This window comes from Pleurocapsa minor HA4230-MV1 (assembly GCA_019359095.1).
In the GTDB taxonomy this organism is placed as follows: Bacteria; Cyanobacteriota; Cyanobacteriia; order Cyanobacteriales; family Xenococcaceae; genus Waterburya; species Waterburya minor.
Map to the genome: position 1 here is coordinate 259,377 of JAHHHZ010000017.1, position 21,510 is coordinate 280,886.

Annotated in this window: 18 protein-coding genes; 7 read left to right on the top strand and 11 right to left on the bottom strand. The window is 40.0% G+C overall.

Translation table 11 applies throughout. The features are described from left to right. Positions 1-77 precede the first annotated feature (77 nt). Positions 78-353, bottom strand: coding sequence for an MOSC N-terminal beta barrel domain-containing protein (locus KME09_08475; GenBank protein ID MBW4533961.1), 276 nt, complete (start codon positions 351-353; stop codon positions 78-80). 115 nt (positions 354-468) lie between these two features. After that, a complete protein-coding gene (locus KME09_08480) occupies positions 469-1,344 on the bottom strand; it encodes a 3'(2'),5'-bisphosphate nucleotidase CysQ (GenBank protein MBW4533962.1) in 876 nt (291 codons plus the stop codon). Between the two features lie 77 nt (positions 1,345-1,421). Between KME09_08480 and KME09_08485 the strand changes: the two genes are divergently transcribed. Beyond that, positions 1,422-1,889, top strand: a complete 468-nt coding sequence (locus tag KME09_08485) for a cupin domain-containing protein (protein ID MBW4533963.1) — start codon at positions 1,422-1,424, stop codon at positions 1,887-1,889. A gap of 22 nt (positions 1,890-1,911) precedes the next feature. Here KME09_08485 and KME09_08490 read toward each other — a convergent pair whose 3' ends face one another. Together KME09_08490 and KME09_08495 are read right to left on the bottom strand one after the other, a co-directional pair. Continuing rightward, positions 1,912-4,005, bottom strand: a complete 2,094-nt coding sequence (locus KME09_08490) for a transglycosylase SLT domain-containing protein (GenBank protein ID MBW4533964.1) — start codon at positions 4,003-4,005, stop codon at positions 1,912-1,914. 436 nt (positions 4,006-4,441) lie between these two features. Further along, complete coding sequence (locus KME09_08495; GenBank protein ID MBW4533965.1) at positions 4,442-5,842, bottom strand: hypothetical protein; 1,401 nt, start codon at positions 5,840-5,842, stop codon at positions 4,442-4,444. A 194-nt stretch (positions 5,843-6,036) separates the two neighbouring features. Between KME09_08495 and KME09_08500 the strand changes: the two genes are divergently transcribed. Further along, positions 6,037-6,546 carry a GNAT family N-acetyltransferase gene (locus KME09_08500; protein MBW4533966.1) on the top strand — a complete coding sequence of 170 codons (510 nt, stop codon included), beginning with the start codon at positions 6,037-6,039 and terminating at the stop codon, positions 6,544-6,546. A gap of 95 nt (positions 6,547-6,641) precedes the next feature. Here the strand turns inward: KME09_08500 and KME09_08505 are convergent, their stop codons facing one another. After that, positions 6,642-7,721: an amino acid ABC transporter substrate-binding protein gene (locus KME09_08505; protein ID MBW4533967.1), complete on the bottom strand. Its 1,080-nt coding sequence runs from the start codon at positions 7,719-7,721 to the stop codon at positions 6,642-6,644. A 277-nt stretch (positions 7,722-7,998) separates the two neighbouring features. Here KME09_08505 and KME09_08510 point away from each other — a divergent pair, with 277 nt between their 5' ends. The 4 genes from KME09_08510 (at position 7,999) to KME09_08525 (ending at position 13,372) form a co-directional block, all read left to right on the top strand. After that, positions 7,999-9,114 carry a hypothetical protein gene (locus tag KME09_08510; GenBank protein MBW4533968.1) on the top strand — a complete coding sequence of 372 codons (1,116 nt, stop codon included), beginning with the start codon at positions 7,999-8,001 and terminating at the stop codon, positions 9,112-9,114. A gap of 275 nt (positions 9,115-9,389) precedes the next feature. Beyond that, positions 9,390-10,694, top strand: a complete 1,305-nt coding sequence (locus KME09_08515) for a 4Fe-4S dicluster domain-containing protein (GenBank protein ID MBW4533969.1) — start codon at positions 9,390-9,392, stop codon at positions 10,692-10,694. A 151-nt stretch (positions 10,695-10,845) separates the two neighbouring features. Further along, positions 10,846-11,487, top strand: a complete 642-nt coding sequence (locus KME09_08520; GenBank protein MBW4533970.1) for a cyclase family protein — start codon at positions 10,846-10,848, stop codon at positions 11,485-11,487. A 466-nt stretch (positions 11,488-11,953) separates the two neighbouring features. After that, positions 11,954-13,372 (top strand): sodium/proline symporter, encoded by a 1,419-nt coding sequence (locus tag KME09_08525; GenBank protein MBW4533971.1) that lies wholly within the window; start codon positions 11,954-11,956, stop codon positions 13,370-13,372. Positions 13,373-13,494: 122 nt separating this feature from the next. On the opposite strand, the gene KME09_08530 is transcribed toward KME09_08525, so the two are convergent. Further along, on the bottom strand, positions 13,495-14,817 hold the full coding sequence (locus KME09_08530; protein MBW4533972.1) for a cardiolipin synthase B: 1,323 nt from the start codon (positions 14,815-14,817) through the stop codon (positions 13,495-13,497). A 329-nt stretch (positions 14,818-15,146) separates the two neighbouring features. On the opposite strand from KME09_08530, the gene KME09_08535 reads away from it, so the two are divergent. After that, positions 15,147-16,226, top strand: a complete 1,080-nt coding sequence (locus KME09_08535) for a class I fructose-bisphosphate aldolase (GenBank protein MBW4533973.1) — start codon at positions 15,147-15,149, stop codon at positions 16,224-16,226. 287 nt (positions 16,227-16,513) lie between these two features. Here KME09_08535 and KME09_08540 read toward each other — a convergent pair whose 3' ends face one another. The 5 genes from KME09_08540 to KME09_08560 all read right to left on the bottom strand — a co-directional run bounded on the left by KME09_08540 (position 16,514) and on the right by KME09_08560 (position 21,497). Beyond that, a complete protein-coding gene (locus tag KME09_08540; protein ID MBW4533974.1) occupies positions 16,514-16,753 on the bottom strand; it encodes a DUF4926 domain-containing protein in 240 nt (79 codons plus the stop codon). Between the two features lie 72 nt (positions 16,754-16,825). Beyond that, positions 16,826-19,255, bottom strand: a complete 2,430-nt coding sequence (locus tag KME09_08545) for a pentapeptide repeat-containing protein (GenBank protein MBW4533975.1) — start codon at positions 19,253-19,255, stop codon at positions 16,826-16,828. Between the two features lie 82 nt (positions 19,256-19,337). Beyond that, positions 19,338-19,583, bottom strand: coding sequence for a type II toxin-antitoxin system ParD family antitoxin (locus tag KME09_08550; GenBank protein MBW4533976.1), 246 nt, complete (start codon positions 19,581-19,583; stop codon positions 19,338-19,340). Positions 19,584-19,790: 207 nt separating this feature from the next. Further along, complete coding sequence (gene bchM / locus KME09_08555; protein MBW4533977.1) at positions 19,791-20,498, bottom strand: magnesium protoporphyrin IX methyltransferase; 708 nt, start codon at positions 20,496-20,498, stop codon at positions 19,791-19,793. Between the two features lie 213 nt (positions 20,499-20,711). Beyond that, the gene (locus KME09_08560; GenBank protein ID MBW4533978.1) at positions 20,712-21,497 is read right to left on the bottom strand and encodes a glutaminyl-peptide cyclotransferase; all 786 of its coding nucleotides are present in this window, start codon (positions 21,495-21,497) and stop codon (positions 20,712-20,714) included. Between the last annotated feature and the right edge of the window lie 13 nt (positions 21,498-21,510).

The following is a 21,510-nucleotide window of genomic DNA, read 5'->3' on the forward strand; positions in this document are numbered from 1 at the left end:
AGAAACAGAGGCGGTCAACCAAAACTAAGCACTGAAAATCAGTTATTAATCGCTCTAGAATATTGACATCGCCTGATTCATGCAAGAGGTCTATTAAACTTTACGGTTTGATCTGTACCCTGTATTTGCAGTGTCAGGGTATTAGTAGCTAAATCAAATTCTGAACGTAAAGCATGAATTTTGGAGTTGCGTTTGCCGTTAACAAAATTACCGTCTCGATCGATAATCGCCCAAGTGCGATCGCCTTCTAATGCTCCAGATTCTAAAATAGTAACGCGATCGCAAGCTACCCAATCTAATGATTTAACGGGATAAACAAACAAGCGAGATACATAAGCAGTTGTGGCTGACATAGTTCATCATTGCCAATTGTCCATGTCCACTGATTGTCGCCGAAAAAAAAGACCGAATCAAGTAATTTACTCAATTCAGCCTATCTACAACCTTCAATCACAATATTTAATTAACTTAAGGATATGTCCCGCGATCGATTTCGTCGAGAACGGCAGTGGCTTTTGCGCACAAAACTTCATGACACTTACCGTTAGTTGCCACAATACAACCCCAGCGTTTGACATCTCCTTGGTTGTAGTAAACAGGCTCACCATTGAGGTAGCTAAACTTACCACCAGCTTCCGTGAGAATTAGCTCTGGGGCAGCAAAATCCCAGTCTTTAGCAGCCGATTTCCCTGATAAAGACAGATAAACATCAGATTCTTGTTCGAGTAGAGTCGAAATTTTACCCCCAACACCACCCATATATTTCTTACCCGCAAAGGGTAGGCGATCGATTAAGGCTTTAAAACGATCGTCGCGATGGGAACGACTGACAATCAAGTAGAGATCTTCAATTTGATGGCGCTCGGATACCTTCAGGGGGGTAATCTTGCCGTCTTTAGTTTCGACAAAAGTACCATCATCTTTCGACGCGAAATAGACTTTTCCCGCTTCAGGAATCGCCACAATGCCAATAACAGGACGACCTTGATAGGCTAAGGCAATATGCATTCCATATTCCCCTGTTTTATCGATAAAGTCTCTTGTACCGTCTAAAGGATCGATAATCCATACCCAATCTTTGGCGATCGGTTCGGCTTTTTTGACATCAAAAGTTTCTTCAGACAAATAACCAAATTCTTCCGTACCCAATTTCTCTTGTAAACTGCTGAGAATATATTTATTTGCTGCTAAATCAGCTTCGGTAACAGGCCCATCTTTCTTGTCTTGAATATCTAAATCAAACGTATTTTTATGATAGAAAGAACTGAGAATATCCGCTGCACCCCAAGCAACAGAACGGGCAATTGTGAGAATTTCTGCCAATTGGGCTTGATTTTTGTCCAAAGCCATCTCCTAAGATTTTGATGAATATTGCTTCATAATCTTACCTATAATAGGTTTGAATAGATAATCCAAAATTAATGAATAAAGAGTTTTCTTTACTTTCCCCAACGGTTCAAGATCTTATTCAATCCCTGGATCTAGAGGCGCATCCAGAAGGAGGTTTTTATCGAGAGACATGGCGCTCAAACCTAATTTTGCCACAATCTACTCTACCTGATGGTTATGGGGGCGATCGCGTGGCTGGTACCGCTATTTTGTTTTTATTACCCACTGGTCATAGTTCTCGCTGGCACCGAGTAAAATCAGCTGAACTTTGGTTTCATCAAAAAGGAGATCCTCTAGAGTTAACCATTGCAGCATCGATTGAGCCAGAATCACCATCAATCTATTTAGGTCGCGATCGCTGTTTTCAGGCAGTAGTACCCCCCCATTGGTGGCAGAAAGCTCAACCTATAGGTGGGGACGCGGGATATGCTTTAGTTGCCTGTGTGGTTGTTCCAGGCTTTGATTTTGACGATTTTGAGCTAATTGGTGAGGAGAAATAATTGCGCGAGTAATCTTCTGGAGCTAATAGCTAATAGCTTCACTTTTAAATAGCTTGATAACTTCAGGATTATAAACTAGCATATAGTTCCAATAGTTTTCAAACACTGACTCTACATAGCCTTGTGTTTCCTGATAAGGAATTTGCTCGACAAACTCATCGGCATCTTTTAAACCATAACGCTTAACCCATTTGGCTACAGCATTAGGCCCCGCATTATAGCTAGCTACTGCCAACATGGAGTTGTTGTTATATTTTTGGTGAGTAAAGTCTAGATAGTAAGTGCCAATATTGATATTATCTTCAGGGTTAGTCATGGAATAGTTAGCTAAACCGATATTTTCGGCTGCTGCTTTAGCTGTTGGCGGAATGACTTGCATCAAACCCATTGCTCCCGCCGAAGATTCAATTTCTGGCTCAAAGCGAGATTCTTGGCGGATTAAAGAAGTAACTAATAACGGGTTGAGTTGACGCTGTTTAGACCATTTTAAAATAGTTGACTCAAACGGAAACGGATAAAGAGCTTGCCAATACTCAGGAGTTTGACGCAGTTGTTGCCATTGTTGTTTGTCTTCTGGACTATCTCTGTCTTGAAGATCGCCAATTTGGTTAATGCCGCGTAAATTTTGTCCTTGATAGAGTTGTAATAGACCTTTGGTAAAATCATCGGCGATGCTTAATTTAGAGCGATCGCTAATTTCGCTTTGAAATTGTGTCCAAGCTTCCTGTTCTAGTCCTAATTTGTATAGCTCTTGGAAGGTTTTTGACCCCCCTGGAGGCATAATTTTCTCCACCTTAAGTACTTGAGGATCTTGCCGACGTATCGTGGTAAAGTCTCCCACATCCCAACCTAACGCCACCGCTGAGCGCCAAGCATAATATGACCGAGGAAATCTAGCTAGTACAGATTTATAGGCAACAGTAGCCTCTTGGGGACGATTAAGCTTAGTTGCCCACTTCGCAATCCAGAATCCCGCCTTGGGTGCGAGTTTACTCTCGGGATTATTAATCACAATCGGTTGCGCCCATTGCCAGGCGCTGATTAAATCTCCTGCTTGCGCTTTGTTACTGGCAACATCCCAGCGATATTCGGCTGCTGCTTCGGAAGTTTTATAGTCAGTTAAGAGGGTTTGTAGAGCCTGGGTGGCAGATTTTGGGCTATTTAAAAGCTTGAAATATTGCGCTTTTTCTACTAAAGCTTCGGGCGCTTGTTGAGGAAATTGCGCGATCGCTCGCTCTAAATAGGTCACTGCTGCTTGAGGCTTAACCAGCGTAGCCAGCCGCCTTAAACCCAATCCTGTATCGACCGCCTCGGGATACTCTTGAATTAACTTAAGATAGTATTTTTTTGCCGTAACTTGGTCATTACCCAGGTGATGTCCTCGCCCTGCACGATATAGATTACGAGATGTATTCGGGGCTTTAGTGTAAGCTTGACCTGCTTTGCCATAATCCCACTTGAGCCAGTAGCTATCGGCGATCGCCTCCCATTCGAGAGGAGTCAAGTGATGGGCATATTCTGTGACCAGGCGATCGCGCATTTGGTCTACCCCAGGAGCATCAGGAGTATATTTAACTAAAATCGCCATCAGACTTGGTTGATTGGGATTTTTACTCAACTGCTGCCGAATAATTTCTTGGGTGCTGGGATGAGCGGGAAATTCGGCGATCGCCTGTTGCCAATATTCAGGCTGCGATTTCCCCAGAAGGTATAGTGCTTCTCCTGTAACAGCAGATGTGGGATATTGAGCTACTACCTGTTGCCAAGTTTGAACTGCTGCTGAATCGTTTTGCTCAAGCTGGTATGCTTTACCTTTAGCCAGTAAAATATGAGCTGCCAGCAGAGGATATTCTTGCTCTAAATCTTCAAGTTCGGTTAATGCTGCTTTGCCTTGTCGATCCTCAATTAAATCTGAAGCAACCAGGAAACTATGACGAGTACTTGCTGGTGGATTACCCATCGCTAGAGGCGTTTGCTCAGTAGACAGATCATTTTTATAATCAGCAGTATCAGCAAAGGATTTACTGGCATCAATCAAAGCTTCTAAACCTATTACTGTTGATATTGAAGCAAGAACAATTAAGAGAAAAACTTTGCTATTCAATAATTTCCACATATTAGTTTTTTAAAGGCATACAGACGTAGCTATAAGATTAATATTCCCCTGAAAAATATTTTTTATATCATTCAAATAATTGACTGATAATAATTATTTCTTAGTTAATGATTGAGTAACAGTAATCTAAATGCTTAGATCGAGATCGGTAATAGTTTTATTTTATTGTTTTTACTATAGTTAAATTATGCAGTTACATTGAAGTTTTGATGAAGTAAACAAAAAGTTGCTTCAAATTCAATACCTGACAGGGTACTTATAGCCCTATGTAACAACGTTAGGACATCTTGGAAATACTACTCCCTATTTGCGAAGCTTATCCTTTAGGACTCCCTACTCCCTACTCCCTACTCCCTACTCCCTACTTCCTACTTCCTACTTCCTATTTACGAGCCAATTACTATTAATGTTCTAATCTAACTTTGTACGGCTATACCTAATATTCTACTAACTGCCAATATTGATCATCTCCAGGAAATTTAGCAATTACAGCAGTTGTTCCTGATTGAATTACAACATTACCAGAAAAATAATTTCCATATTTATTGAGCGGTGTCCAGTGTTTTGTCTCCAAATCAATTACTTGAACGTCAACAGCTTCAGGAACAACTAAATTAAAATAGGTAGACCAATTAGGCTTTAAATCTACTGATAAAGGTTCAATTAGGCTCGCGTGGTATTGATAGAAATGACCAAAAACTTTAGGTAATTGAGCAGTAGAATTAGTTGCCTGTATTTGATACTTAATCACTTCTCCATAATGTTCTACGTCATCTTTTTGTTTAGCATAAATAGTTAAGTCATAAGTACCAGCACTGGGTGGAGCAATACTGACAATGATATTATCTCCTTGACGATTGACTAAAATAGTATTGATTACCTCTAGATTATTTTGCTTCAGTTCGGCGATCGCCACTACATCTTGAGGTGCTTGAAGTTTAAGATCGATGCGATTAGCAGCAGTAATTTGATAGTTATTATGACTAATTGTGGCTAATCTTAAATTATAAAAGCGAGAGGAAATATGCGGTAAATTATCAAATTCTGCTCTGGTATAAGTTTGCTCTAATAGTTGCCAACCTGGATCTTCTGGGTAATGGTTATTGAGAAATTGTTGGGGAGAAGTTGCAAAGTAATCAGGATTGTACTCAAAAGTAAACTTGTCATTTTGAACCGAACCAGCACCAAAAGTTGCATCTAATAAATACCAAGCGCCGTCTATTTTAATGCTGTTCCAAGCATGATTAGTGTTCTGGAATCGAAGATCGTCTACTGGAGTTGCACCCCTAGCATAGCCAATCACAGTTACTGCTTCTAAATTCATTGCTTCAGCTAGTGCTTGATAGAGATTACTATAGCCTGAACAAATGGTAGTGCGATCGCTTAATACTTTTGTCGGATTAACATTAGGATAGTTATTGTTGTTTAGTGCATCATGAAATGCAACAAGATCATAGCTAATATGTTGAGTGATCCAAGCATAAATAATTCTCGCTTTATCTGCCTCTGTCGGTGCATTTTGGGCGAGTAAATCGGCTAATTCTGTTACCGATGAACCTGAATAATTTAACTCCTTTGCCAGGAGATCGATTTCGGAAAAATCTTGTTGAGCTAAATCTTCGGTATTTCCAAACTGAATTGGTTGGTATTTATGACTGGCAAAAACCTCTGATGGCAACGAAATTAACTGCTGTTGCTCAAAAGAGTTAATTGCTTGATAAATATTACCAATTGTGAGCAATAAAGTACCGCCCAAAACAGCGCTAAGAAAGCCACGCTTGAGGCTATTATATTTCTTGTAGCTTAATTGCAGTTTGAAACTACCTTTAGTAGTCATAAAATATCTTTGAGATCCCGATAAAACTGGTGATTTCTCAAGATAATTGCTAGGAATGCCTTGCTGGAGCGATCTTAATTACCTTGACTCTGTGATATTTCGCACAAACCAGCGCTTTGGTGATTACTGCTCGATATTTACAACTATTGTTTGATTAGACTTCACTCCCAAATTAATTCTCCTATCCCTTGCTCATGAAAGTCATCTCTTGCCAATTCAAACTTCATGGACAGGCTATTCTAGATATATTTAATGAGGCGATCGCTAATTCCACTGCTCTGTATGATTATGAACCTAGAAATTTAGCCACAATTCAAACTTGGTTCCAGATAAAAGCAGAACACAACTATCCTATTATTGGCATCGAAGATAGCAACGGTAGATTAATGGGATTCTCTACCTATGGCACTTTTCGCACTCATGCAGCTTATCAATATTCAGTAGAACATTCAGTTTATGTAGAGGCTAAATTTCGAGGTAAAGGTATTGGCAAAAAGCTTTTACAAGAACTAATACTGCTAGCGCAACAACAGAATTACCATACAATCATCGGCGGTATCGATGCCGAAAACACAATTAGTATCAAATTACATCAATCATTAGGTTTTACTCACTGTGGCACTATTAAACAGGTAGGGTTTAAGTTCGGCAGATGGTTAGACTTAGAGTTTTATCAGTTAATCTTATCAACTCCAAATCTATAAATCTATCTAGAGAAAATGTAGTTTAGGAAAATAGTATATTAAATAACTAATAACTAATAACTAGCAGGTTGCTTATCCCATCATTTATCAAAATACTATCTAAAGGGAGGAGAATACATCAAACCACCATCTGTCCAAAGGGCATTTTGACCCCTTTCTAAATCAAAAGGTAGACCAATATTACGCTCATATACCTCGTCATAATTACCGACGTGCTTGACAACTCTTTGGGCAAAATCATTAGGTAGTCCCATCTCTTTGCCAAAATTCCCCTCTAAGCCCAAAAAACGTCTAATTTCAGGATCTTTTGTCCGAGCAAAACTAGCTATGTTTTCTGAATTAATGCCTAATTCGTCCGCTTCAATCATCGCATATATCACCCACTTAACTACATCGAACCATTGAGAGTCGCCGTCTGCTATTACAGGGCCCAAAGGTTCTTTTGACAATACCGCCTCTAGCACCTGATGATCGTCGGGTTGTTTTAATCCTGCACGTCCAACAGTTAATTGAGAGCGATCGCTGGTAGCAGCATCACAACGTCTCTCTTGATAAGCTGTAAATAACATATTTGCATCTTCTAATACCACAGGAGTATAATTCAAACCTAAATTTCGCATGTTATCGGCTAAATTCTGCTCGTTAGTTGTTCCTGATAACACACAGACTGATTTACCGTCTAAGTCTTCTAATTCTTCAATCTCACTGTCGTTTTTGACTAATATTCCCTGACCATCATAAAAAGTTGTGGGAGCAAACTCCAGACCAACTGAAGTATCACGGCTTAATGTCCAAGTAGTATTACGACTTAGCAAATCCACCTCTCCCGACTGCACCGCTAGAAACCGAGCCTCTGTATCGAGATCGCGGTACTCTACTTTGCTGGGGTAATCAAAAATGGCTGCGGCTACTGCACGACATAAATCTACATCCATTCCTGAGTACTTGCCGTTTTCATCGGCAAAACTAAATCCAGGTAGCTGTCCATTAACGCCACAGATTAATTTTCCTCTACTTTTGACTGTATTTAAGCGACTAGTAATGATACCAGTTGCCTCAGCTTTCGCATCACCTTTAGCCTGACTATTTTCAGCTTCATTGTTACTACAGCCACCAACTAGCAACAGCGCGATCATGGCTACAGAAATTAGTTTTAAATTTATTTGGGTCAACATAATATACTACTTTTACACAAGACTTTTAATGACACTGAGAATCAGGTTAGCGGAAAGGAGGAGAATACATCAAGCCACCATCAAGCCACAGGGAATTTACACCTCGTTCTAAATTCAATCGCATTTTAACTTGAGATGAACCATAAAATAGTATTTTTTACAAGCGATCGCCCTCAAGCAGGTTTTAAAAAGGTAAACTAGATATGAAGTACATCCATAGCTCATTTATAAATATTTTTACTTATTTTACTTATCAAACTTTTATCTAGAAATATATATGCGGACAACTGCAATCAAAGTATTTCTCGGAACATCATTAACCATATTGCTCCCAATCGAGGTTTTAGCAGAGTCTGAACCAAAATTGAGTAACTTGACTGAATCTGAGTTTGAGTTTTTGACGGCTCAACAAGCTGATGCTGGGATTAGCACCTTACACTCTTTTCCTACCAATGCCAATTTGGAGCAAAATCCTCTTATCTTTGACACCCAACTTACTAATCTTAATTTCACTCTCGAATTAGAGGATGACCAGTCTAGATTACCAAACTTCTCTGACTACGATTCGGCTCAAGATTCGGCTCAAGATTCATCTTCTTTTAAAGCAGGAGTTGCTTCATGGCAAAGCAAAACCAAATTAGGTGTCATGAAGCTAGACGGTAATTTCAATTCCTCAGCGCATTTTACTCAAGGAAAAGCTTCTCTATCAAGTCCTACTGCTCTTGGCTCAGTTGATTTATCAATTAATCTAGATCGGCAGATTAGACCTATTCAGGCTACTACTGGTTGGCATACTAATACGCCTTTGGGTTCTCTAGCCGTTAAAGGCAACTTCAATCAAGATATAACTTTTACTGGCGCAAATGCAGCTTGGAATGCGAAAACCCGTCTGGGTAAAGTAACCGTCCGAGGAAATTTCGACCACGACACCAACTTTAGTGGAGTCAATGCAGCGTGGAAGGCTAAAACATCATTTGCTTCATTAGCAGTAAACGGCAACTTTGATCGAGATATAACCTTTACTGGTGCTAACGTCAAAATTGACTCCAAAGCTTTGATTGGTTCTTTTAAAGCCGATATTAAACTCGATCGCGACACCAAGTTTAATGGGGCGGAAGCCTCTTGGGATGCTAATCTCTTGTTTGGCTCAAATATCGGGGTTAGTGGCAAGTTCGATCAAACTAATTCTTTTACAGGAGGTAGCATTAAACTAGGAGCGCAATCCTTGATCGGCGTTGTGGGAGTTAAAGCAAATCTTGATGCGGATACTCAATTTACCAGCGGTAGTGCCTTCTGGAGAGCTAAAATCAGAGCAGGTTATATCGGTTTAGATGCCGATCTTGAAAAAGACGGTAATTTTTCCTCTAAGTTAGATTTACAATTTCCGCTGTAGCTATGATTGTCTGGATGGTTATTTTTAAGCTGAAGATAACTCCGTTAAACTACCCACTACCTATATGCGAAGCGGTATCTCCAACTATGCGACTTGTGCCGCTTAGTTCGGTAGACAAGTCCTTTAGGACTACCTACTAATTGTCTATCGCTAATCTTGTACGGCTATATTTAAAGGGCGATCGCTTTTACTTAAACTTTTTGCTGCTCAAACTAGCTAAAATATGCTTTATATGCAGATATCGGTAATATAAAGGGATAATAAAAGAAAGATCAATGACTAATTTTGATACTAAAAATCCTCCTCAACCAAAATTAATCGATTCTTGTGTACATTGCGGTTTTTGTCTTTCTACCTGTCCTAGCTATCGAGTCATCGGTAAAGAAATGGATTCTCCCAGAGGCAGGATCTATTTAATGGATGCCATTAATCAAGGAGAAGCAACAATTGACACCACAACTACTCAGCATTTTGATTCCTGTTTAGGATGTTTAGCCTGTGTGACTACCTGCCCTTCAGGAGTAAAGTACGATCAGCTAATTGCTGCTACTCGTCCTCAGATCGAGCGGAACCTAAATCGTAGTTTACCCGATAGGTTAATTAGAACTTTAATTTTTAATCTCTTTCCTTATCCCAATCGCTTACGCCATCTGCTGCCTCCCCTGTGGTTCTATCAAAAATCAGGTTTACAGCAGTTAGTTAGACAGACAGGAATGCTTAAAAAGCTAACTCCTCGATTAGCAGCAATGGAGGCAATTCTACCTGAAGTAACGGATAGTTCTTGGCGGAGTGATTTACCTGCTGTAATACCCCCTCAAGGAATAAAGCGCTATCGGGTAGGGATGATTTTAGGCTGTGTGCAGCGGTTATTTTTTTCTCCTGTAAACGAAGCTACAGCCAGGGTCTTGACTGCTAATGGTTGTGAGGTGGTAATTCCTCCCAGTCAAGGCTGTTGTGCTGCTTTACCCGCTCATCAGGGACAAGAGGCACAGGCACAGGTTTTAGCAAGGCAGATGATTGATAGTTTTATCGATCAGGATTTAGATGCAATTATTATTAATGCTGCGGGTTGCGGACATACTCTCAAAGAATATGGTCATATCTTAGCTGATGATCCTGAGTATCGAGCAAAGGCGGAACAGTTTTCGAGTAAGGTTAAAGATGTCCAGGAGTTTTTAGCAGAGATCGAGTTAACTACTGAGTTACATCCTTTGACATCAGGTGAGTTGACTCTTGTTTATCAAGATGCCTGTCATTTATTACATGGACAAAAGATTAGTCTGCAACCACGTCAGCTGTTACAACAAATTCCTGGGGTTAAACTGCGCGAACCTTTAGACGCAAGTTTATGCTGCGGTAGTGCGGGTATTTATAATATGTTGCAGCCAGAAACCGCCGATGAGCTAGGTAGACAAAAAGTGAATAATTTAATTAAGACTGGAGCGAGTGTCATTGCCTCGCCTAATCCTGGCTGTTCTTTGCAAATTCAAAAACATTTGGAGTTACAGGGTTTAGAAGGGATTAAATTATTCCATCCCGTTGAGTTGTTAGACTATTCAATTCAAGGAAAACAGATTTAAAATATGAATTCCGTTTAAACAATTCCAATTAAAACTCGCGCAAAGACGCAGAGACGCAAAGATTTTATTAGAAGCGCTTAAGAGGACTTGATATAACTGGTCAGTCCTTCAATTCATCTCTTTATTAGAGTAATTTACATTACCAAGAATTATGCACCAAGTAAACGACTGGATCGATATTTCTTTGACCATTCACCCAGGAATGCCCTATTGGCCAGATAATCCTGCCATAACTGTTGAACCTAGTCAATGTTTAGCTCATGGAGATGTATGCAATGTTTCTAAGTTGACCATTGGGACTCATACAGGAACTCATGTTGACGGTATTAATCACTTTATTAAAGGTGGTATTGGGATCGATCGAATGCCTTTAGATGCGACTATTGGTAGAGCTAGGGTGATTAAAATTAAAGATCCTCAACAAATTAAGGTTGAAGAGCTTGAACCCCATAATATTCAAGCAGGAGAACGGATTTTATTTAAAACTCAAAATAGTAATTTTGCTTTAAAATCTAAGACTTTTGTGGAAGATTTTGTCCATATTTCTACAGAAGCAGCACAGTATTTAGCTGAGAAAAAAGTTCGTACTGTAGGAGTAGATTACTTATCAGTTGGTGGCTATGAAGGGAATGTAATCGAGGTACACCATGCTTTATTAGGTTCGGGTATTTGGGCGATTGAAGGGCTAAACTTAGCTGAGGTTGAACCTGGAGAATACGAGCTAATTTGCTTACCCATTAAGCTTAAAGATGGAGACGGGGGATTAGCTAGAGCAATCTTGCGTCCTATTTAGAGGATATCTGAAAAGTCTAATTGCTACGTTTCCAGTGGGTAGATCCCCCTAAATCCATGCCACTTGCTCTACTTGGGGAGACCCCAAGACCGCAGTGGCTCCCCTTGTTAAGGGGGACTTTGATTCCGATTCCCCCCTTGTTAAGGGGAGGCAGCGCGTTGCGGAGGTTTCCTCCGTTGTAGCGACTGCCGTGGGCTAGGGGGGATCTACTAGGGTCTAAGCATAACAGAATTGAGTTCTCAGACATCCTCTTAAAAATAATGCTAGTTAAGATCGGGTTCAGTTGAATAGTTAAATAAATACTGTTGGAGCTGGCATCAATTAATCATTTATCCCACACTTATTTGATGCACTACTGATTTTTCTATTTCTCGATTAATGTTAACATTTACAACCAGAGTCGCATTTGAGATTTGGTTGCGTCTCGATATCCAAACCAGACGCAAGGAACGCATCGTCAGTTAAAATGGCAAATCAGTTATCTATTGCAGTAGCGTTTATTGGATTTCTTGTTTTAATTGTCTTCGTCGGCATTTATTCTTCAAGTTACAAGCAAAGTACTACTGCCGATTATTTGTTAGCTAGTCGTGATGTCAATCCTTGGCTGACGGCATTATCGGCAATGTCAACGGGACAAAGTGGTGCGTTGTTTCTCGGTCAAGTTGGTTTTGCCTATAAAATTGGAGTCTCTGCAATTTGGTTGACGATCGGCTGGGCGATCGGCGATTATCTAGCCTGGTTATTCTTTTTTAAACGACTCAGAGAAATATCAGAAGACACTTCATCTGATACGGTTTCCGATTTTTTGGCTCAAAAAACTCTTGGTAATCGCTGGATTTCGATCGCTTCAGGCATAATTATTCTTGCTTTCCTTGGTTCGTATGCGGCAGCGCAACTAGTAGCGGGAAGTAAAGCACTAAACGTTGTCTTTGATTGGAATTATTATTTAGGCATCGTGCTGGGAGTGGTAATTGTCATTGTTTATTGCTTTTCTGGGGGAGTTCGTGCCGAAATCTGGACGGATGCGGTACAAGGAGTCGTAATGATTGGTTCGCTGCTGCTGCTTTTAGTTGTGGCGATTATTAGTGGTGGTGGATTTGGCGAAATCTGGACGCAGTTAAACGCGATCGATACTCAACTGGTTAATTTTAGTCCGACGAATTTGCCTCTGGGTTTTATTCCTTTTTTTGTCGGTTGGATTGCAGCAGGTTTTGGCGTAATCGGTCAGCCTCATATTTTAACGCGCGCAATGGCGATCGATTCACCAGAAAATGTCAAATTAGCTCTTAATATTAAAATTATAGCCAGTCTGATTACTTCTTTTTCTGCCCTTGGTATTGGTTTGGTGTCGAGAGTGGTTTTGCCCGATTTGCTCACAAACGGCGATCCAGAATTAGCATTATTTTATCTAGCAGAGGATTTATTACCTTCATTTTTTGTGGGAATAATGCTGGCAGGAGTATTCGCTGCAACTATGTCTACTGCTGATTCGCAAATACTCTGTTGTTCGGCTGCGCTCACTCAAGATATAGCACCTCAGTTTGCTAAATCTTATAGAATGGTGAAATTAGGAACGTTGACAGTGGCAGCGATCGTCATGAGTATTGCTTTAGCTGGCGACGATAATGTTTTTCTATTGGTTACTTCTTCTTGGTCGGCATTAGCTGCGGGTTTGGGGCCATTAATTTTAGTCAGGATTAGGCAACTACCTATTACAACTCCAGTAGCTTTATTGATGATGATTGTTGGTATTGTGGTGGCGATCGCCTGGAGTTCTGTATTTAAATGGTCAAATCTTATTTATGAAGTGGTACCAGGTATGACGGCGGGATTTATTGTTTATGCGATCGCTCAGTTATTCGAGCGCAAATTATTAAGAAAATAGGAAATAGGAAATAGGAAGTAGGAAGTAGGAAATGTCCTAACGTTTTTACTTATGGCTAGAGAACTTATTTGGGATCTATAAACCTGATTTAACAACTTTGTAGGTCAACTTCCCCACGACAATTAAAGTTGCCACTGGAAAAAGTCAACTACATTACCTAATATACGATGTTTGATTAAGGGGCGTTTTTGCCAGTCGGCATAAGTTATTATTTGGCTTTGAGCAAAACCCTTTTCAAAAGTAGCTCGAATTCCTTCAACTAACCTCGGCTGGGCGCTACAGATATCTAATTCCTCGTTGTGGCAAAAGCTGCGAGGGTCAAAGTTAGCACTCCCTGTAGTTGCCCAAATATCGTCAATTAGCAGTAACTTTGCATGAGTCATACTGGGCTGATATTCATAAATTGTTACCCCACCTTTTAATAATTTACCGTAATGTTCATAAGAGGCATAGTAAACAGGTTTTTTATCACTCCGTTCGCTAGTAGTGAGAATGCGAACATCTACCCCATCTTGTTTGGCGGCTACTAATAAATCAATTGAGTTGGGGTCAGGTAAAAAATAAGGGCTAGCTAACCAAATCCGCTTTCTAGCACAAATAATACTGTTGTATTTAAAAGCCTGGATGGGAGAAAAACGAATTCTGGGGTTTGCTCCTGGTACAACCAACATTAAATCATGATGATCAGATCGATCGCGCTCTCGATTTTTGCCATAATAATTAAAATTGTGGAATTTAAATTTGCTTAAATCTGCTGTACCATTACTAAAAGTCCAGTGTTGAGAAAATACACCTTCTAAAATACTAATAATTTCCCCCTCGATCCGCATCTCCACATCTAGCCAAGGTTGAGTATCATCTTTTTTTTCAATCCCATCCCAAAGATCGGAGATCCCCGCACCGCCAACTAAGCCAAATTCACCATCAATCAGTAGGAGTTTACGGTGAGTACGTCCAGCATAATCTAGAGGAGCGCGCCACTTAAAAGAATTAAAAAAAGAAACTTTGACTCCAGCACCTCGTAAACGGTTCCAATATTGGTCGGAGAGATCTTTCGTCCCATAATGATCGACAACCAGCCTTATTTCAACACCTTCAGCAGCTCTTTCGGCTAAAGCAGCAGCAAAATCATCTGCTCGTTTGCCAGGAGTCATAAAAAATGTTTCAAAATCAATTGTATGCTGCGCTTGACTAATCGCATCTAGACGCGCACGTTGAATAGCACCAGCTTCGTTCCAAAAATCAGTGACGATGCCATCAGTAATAAAAGAGTTGGTAATACTAGCTAAAACGTAGGGAAAATGAGGTTCTTCTGGTCTAGGTGCATGTTTAACTTTATAGATAATGCGATCGCGAAACGCACCTCTTAAATAAAAGCCGACAAATATACTTAAGCTAACTATTAAAAAAATAATAACCAGCCACCATAAAATAGATTCAATCATTATTGATGTAAAAATTAACTACTCTAACAGTCAGCTTGCGATCGACTAGACTATCGATTTTTTAGAATCTATTTTCTCAAACTGGATGTGTTTATCAAACCTTGATTTAGTAAATTAATACATCTAACTAGAGAAATACATTGGGCAATAGGTAACAATAACGAAGTGCGACGCGTCCTAAAGGATACCGCTTCGCATAAAGCTAGTCCTTTAGGATATCCTTTAGGATAAATCATCAATTGTCGGCAAACTGATCGGGAAAAATTAAGCGTAATTTAAGCAAACTTAGTCACAATAAAAGCAAGCAAGATAATTACACTTGAAAAATCATGGTTACTACTGAATTAACTTCGCAGATTTCATCACTATTAGGTAAAGAAGCAGAAGATTTACTCACCTACAAAGCCAAGATAGCCAAGGATACTTTACATTTACCAGGAAAAGACTTTATCGAACGCATTTTTCTTAATAGCGATCGCAACCCACAAGTCTTGAGATCTTTACAAGCGCTATACTCTACGGGCAGACTAGCCAATACGGGCTATCTATCTATCTTGCCTGTAGACCAAGGGATCGAACACTCCGCAGCAGCTTCTTTTGCACCCAACCCGCTCTATTTTGACCCAGAAAACATTATTAGATTAGCCCTTGAAGGTGGTTGTAATGCGGTGGCTACAACTTTGGGAGTTTTGGGGATGATGTCCCGCAAATATGCCCATCGTCTGCCTTTTATCGTTAAGCTCAATCACAATGAGCTACTGACTTATCCTAATCCAGCAGATCAAATTATGTTTGCCTCGGTAAAGCAAGCCTGGAACTTGGGGGCTGTAGCCGTTGGTGCAACTATTTATTTTGGTTCACCAGAGTCATCGAGAGAGATCCAAGAGGTAAGTAAAGCTTTTGCCCAAGCCCATGAATTAGGCATGGCAACGATTCTTTGGTGTTATCTACGCAACGATGCCTTTAAACAAGACAAAGACTATCATTTAGCAGCAGATCTAACAGGACAAGCAAACCATTTGGGGGTAACCATTGAGGCGGATATTATTAAGCAAAAATTACCCACCTGTAATGGCGGTTATCAAGCAGTAGCTCAAGCTACAGGAGCAAAATATGGTCGCACTAATGACAAGGTTTACAGCGAATTGAGCAGCGATCACCCAATCGATTTAACTCGCTATCAGGTACTTAATTGCTATGCAGGGCGCAGTGGTTTAATCAATTCTGGGGATTCTGCGGGCGATCATGACTTCGCTGAGGCGGTACGTACTGCGGTAATTAATAAACGTGCTGGTGGTTCAGGCTTGATTTCGGGCAGAAAGACTTTCCAGCGTCCAATGTCTGAAGGGATTAAGCTATTTAACACCATTCAAGATGTTTATTTAGCCGATGAAGTAACTATTGCTTAAGTTGTTATGGATTGAAAGTATGCTAAAGCCCTAAAGGACAAGGGTACAACGTGAGGCTGAGAGGAATATTATATGGCGTTGCTGATTTAAAGTATACCATTTGCCCTAAAGGATTCACTCTTTGTACTAGCTACGTATCGTCCTTTAGGACAAGGATACAATCTGAAACTGATAATAATACGGTTCGTAATCAGAAGCTATAAGCCCACATAATTTTACTGTAACTTATAACTGTAGTTGGGTACTTCTTTGGTGCGGAAGAAGAGAAAATTATTTCTTTAATTAGCTTATTTCAACGGACGGGTAGTTAATATCTCGCTAGCTGATAGAGATTTAATCGCAGAGATCAAAACAGTAGCTACACCAATGGATTCTCCTACAGCGTTAAAAATTTCTAATACGCACCCTTTTTCTCCACCGTGGGGATGGGGAACAAAATCAACTAAAGTAGCAACATCTCCAATTTTCAGATTGTGGTCAGCTATGTTTTGAGTCAAGGCGACTTCCGAATATAGTTCAAGGGTCATGCCGATCTTCTTAATCTCCTGGTACTTTAGTGGGGAATAGTTTTTTCCCTTGAGTCCTGATTCTAACTATATTTAAAATCGATCTAAATTAGTCCCCGTTAAATTAGCTTCTGTTAAATCTGCTCCCATAAGTTTGGCGTTGGTTAAATTAGCATTAGTTAGATTGGCATGACTCAGATTAGCAGCGATTAGTTTAGCGTTAGTCAAATTTGCGCCTGCTAGATTAGCGTGGCTCAAGTCGGCATCAATCAGATTGATGTTTGCCAAGTGCATCTGGGATAAATCGGCGTGTCGGAGATTGGCGTGACGAAAGTTTCTCCTATTTAGAGCATATCCTTGGATGAGACTGGCGCGATCGCTAATTCTCAGTTCTCTTTGGGGTTGACTAGTTACAGTGAAGGTAAGACAATCGCCACTTTTCATTAGTTGAGTTAATTCTTGATAAAGAGCATAGTCTCCCACCCCGCTAATATTTACCCAGGCTCTAGTACGAGTTAGAGCAGTAAAAAGCTGATGACGCAGAGATATATTATCTGATTGTGCGATGCGATCTAAACCGACTAGATAGACTAAATCGGCTTCTTGTCCTTTGGCGCGATGAATTGTCGAAAGGGTAATTGCTCCTGGATACCAGAATTGATTGGGATTATCTTGTTGGGTAGGATCGATACAGTTATAAGTGCGTTGACTGGGAAGATAAATATTGAGTCCCTGATTGATTAAAAAAGTGGCAGTATGTTTAAGTAACGTGTTGGCTTCATAAGCTGAACCCAAGACAATGATTAGTATTTCTCGATCTGGCTGAAGCTGATCGTCCGTTAGATTTTGTTGCAGTTTTTGCGCCAGGATAGTTAATTCTTGCTGTCGAGAAGCAAAGCGTTCAAAGCAGATCATCTCTCCCTGCCATAGTTCACTAATAATATGCGGTGAATTTGATTCCCTAGTCAGGGTAATCTGATTACCTAACTGCCAATCTCCCGTAACTTTATAGCCCAAAGCTGCCCATTCTTCAGGATAGATCGAACCCGTGAGTAAACCGTTTTCTCTCAATAAGCCAAGGGCGATCGCCTGCGCCACCATAATTATCTGTTGAGGTGTACGATAACTACGAGAGATTATTTCTGTCTTATTAATCTGCTGATTATATTGCCCTGTAACTAAATGTCCTAATTCTTCGCCAAATAGTTCAACGGGTTCGGGTAACTTTAAACTGCCCAAACTTTGCAATTCGTCATAAGCCCAGATTAGTCTTCTTTGCTGAGGCGATATAGGATTTATAGGGCGCAGTGATTGATAGACTAGCCAATAAAAAGGCTGTTTATGCTGATAAAGCCAGAGATCCGTCATTAAGTCTTGTGCTTCATCAATCAAGACAGCATCATATATTTGAGGAATAATACGGTTTTCTAATAGCTGCAAACAAGCTTCTGCCAGGGCTTCATTAGGTTGACTACTGAGGGTAAAGGGTACGGATAAAGAAATATTCCCCGTCGCCCGCGAGATCGTGCCATAAAAACCAGGCTGTTGCTTACTTCCCCAAGCATGGAGAATTTTTAGTCCAGAGTTTTCAGGATCGTAGTTCATTTGATCCTGGGTAAAATAGCGTATCCAGCGATCTACCTGCTGAGTTATGGAGTCATACAGACTGCGAGAAAAAAACACCAGCGCAATTTGCCATTGAGGATACTTAACCGCCATCAAGGCTGCTTTCTGACACAATGCCACGGTTTTACCCGAACCTGCTACCCCTCTGATCCGCTGCATGCCTGGGGGAATTTGTTTGGCTAGGGTTTCCTGTTGCAAGTCCAACTGATTTAAGCGCGATCGCACCTGTTGAATAATCTTGCGTCTATTTAAACCAGTATTTAAACTAGAACAATTACGCTGTTGATGTTCGGGGGTATAAAGAGCAGTACCTCCCAATACAGCTTGTAACAATTCCCACTGAGTCGGCGTGAGATCTGAACCGATAACTAGGGGATGAGTATTAGCGATCGCCTTAACAATCAACTCAGAATCTATGAGCTGTTCTTGCCACAAAATAGGTGGAGAATTGGGTAGATTTGCCCAGCCTCGCTCTTGCCATTGAACTTGAGTAATATAAGGCAGTGCCACCATCGCTCTAGCACTAACCTGACGTTTTAACAAAGGTTCGCGATCGCTATATTCTAATAAGGCATATAACTGTCTTTCTGCCTGTTGATATGGATTGCCCGAATCTGTATAAAAATTCTGATATTGCCAACGATGACCTTGAATATTAACTAACTGTTCAATCCTGATTGCTTTAACTTCAATGACAATTAATCCTAGCTGATAATCCGCAATTAAAATATCAGGCTCTTTGCGCAATTTATCTGGACTAAAAATAGGGTAACGCCAATAAGCAATACATTTTCTCCGTTCAAAACCTCTTTTAATCCCATTCCAAACTATTTTTTCTCCTGTTTCTCCCTTACTATCAAATAATTCTGTGGCAATAAATTTATTTGAATTAGTCATTTAACCGATGATTTGAGAGAAGCATTTCATTTTTCTGTACATATCTAATAATAGAAAAGAAATAACTATTCATTAGTCGGGTTCAGTCTTTTACTCGATTAATTTTCTCTTGTAAACGAGCAAAAACTTGTTCCCCTTGAGTTAACTGTCCATTAGCTCTTTGTTCTGTACCAACGGCAATTTTAGCTTGAAGTTCTTTTATCTTTTTCTCTCTAATTTCTAAGAGTTTAAAAGTTTCAGTAATTACATCATCAGCGTTGTTATATTCACCACTAGCAATCTTATTTTGAATGAATTTCTCTTGTTCTGGTTTGAGTTTAATATTCATAGCTCTAAGCCTTATCAATTTAGATGCATTAGATTTATTTAGATCATTAATTTAAAAGCGCCATATAGATTTTATTGCTAGTAGATGAAGGCTTAAGTAAAGACACCATTTTGTCAACCTGAAACCCTTATTACATCTAACTTGTTACTTGTTACTTGTTACTTGTTACTCGTTACTTAAGCGAAGCGCTACTAGTTGTCAGTTGTGCTACTTACTCTCCGTCCTAACTGCTTCTAAAATTCTTGAATAATAAAAACTAATACTAGTCATCCCCGCGCGCTTAATTTCGAAGCCATTTTCTTTCAGGACAGCAATAATATCTGCCTCTTTGTGTTGATAAGCTCTAGTAGTTTTAGAAGGGCCAGGAAAAAATTCGCCGATCTTTTTCAGCACAAACAACAAACAAGTTTTCGGTGCAAAACTTAAAATTACGCGAGATTCGGCTAAAGATGCTAGGTGAGTAATCATCTTGGCTGCATCCTCTGTGGGGTAATGAATCAGCACATCCAGACAAATTACCGTATCGTACTTGCCTGTTAACGCTTCCAAATCCTTGACGCTAAAAGACACTTTACTAGTATCTTTCAATGCCGATTCGGCTTTTTCTTTGGCTTCCCCCACCATTTTGGCGGAAATATCACTCGCTGAAACTATTGCTCCCGCTTCCGCTAGAGGAATACTCAAACTACCAACACCACACCCCGCATCACAAATTGTCAAATCAGTTAAGTTACCATCATCTTTTAACCAACCAACTACAGTATCGATAGTTTGCTGGTGTCCTTCGCGGATCTTCTTCTGTACCTTATTTACATCGTCAGTTTCGCCGTAAATTCTGCGCCAGCGATCGAATCCTTGCTGATTAAAATAATCTTTAACAACTGCTTTATCGTTGAGCTTATCTGCGGTTTTCATAAATTAATTAAAAATATCAAATATCTGCCTAGACTCTGTATTGTATCCTGCGTACAGCACCGAATAAACATCTAATAAGCATAAGTCTTTGACCTCTAGATTTTGTAACTACAGTTTATCAATTCTTGTGGGATAGAATCTTGTGGAGTAGCTTGTCGTCAAGTAAGTGGCACGGTATAGTACCAATTTTCAAAAGTAGTGAGAGACTTGCTGCTAATCACATATTGGCTTGATTTCAAATAGCTTGGGCCAAAGTTTTCCTGTTACAAATAGCCGATCAGACTCAGGATCGTAAGCAATACCGTTTAAGACTGCATCTTGGGTGGGTGTGGCTGCGGGGTCAATGATTCCTGTGAGATCGAGCCAGCCTATCACGACACCCGTTTTAGGGTCAATACGGGCAATGCGATCGCTCAACCAAATATTCGCCCAGATTTCTCCTTTGACAAATTCTAATTCGTTTAATTTATCGATAGGACGGTCATTTTCTGTTACCTTAATCCGTTTAGTTTCTTTAAAAGTATTAGGATTAAGAAAATAGAGAGTATTTGAGCCATCGCTCATGATCAGTTCTCGATCGTTATGAGTTATGCCCCAACCTTGAGTTGGATAATGAAAGGTAGCAATCTGCTTTAAAGTTTTTTTGTCATAAACAAAACCCGTTTTAGAAACCCAAGTAAGTTGGATTAGGCGATCTTGCCACAAAGTCATGCCTTCGCCAAAATAGCGATCGTCTAATTTACTAATCTGTAGAACTTTGCCTGTCTCTAAATCAACTTTTCTAACTGATGATTTGCCCTCTAATCCAGTACTTTCGTATAGCTCACCCTGGTCAAAAATTAGACCTTGAGTAAAAGCATTTTGGTCGTGAGGATAAGTTTGAATAACTTCATAACTACAGATTGTAGTTTTTTGTGCCACGGCGATGGGTGATTGTGTAGCTTGTTGACAGCCAAACAAGGTTACTACTATGGTTAACCACAAGTTTTTTGGAATCATCACAAGCTCTATT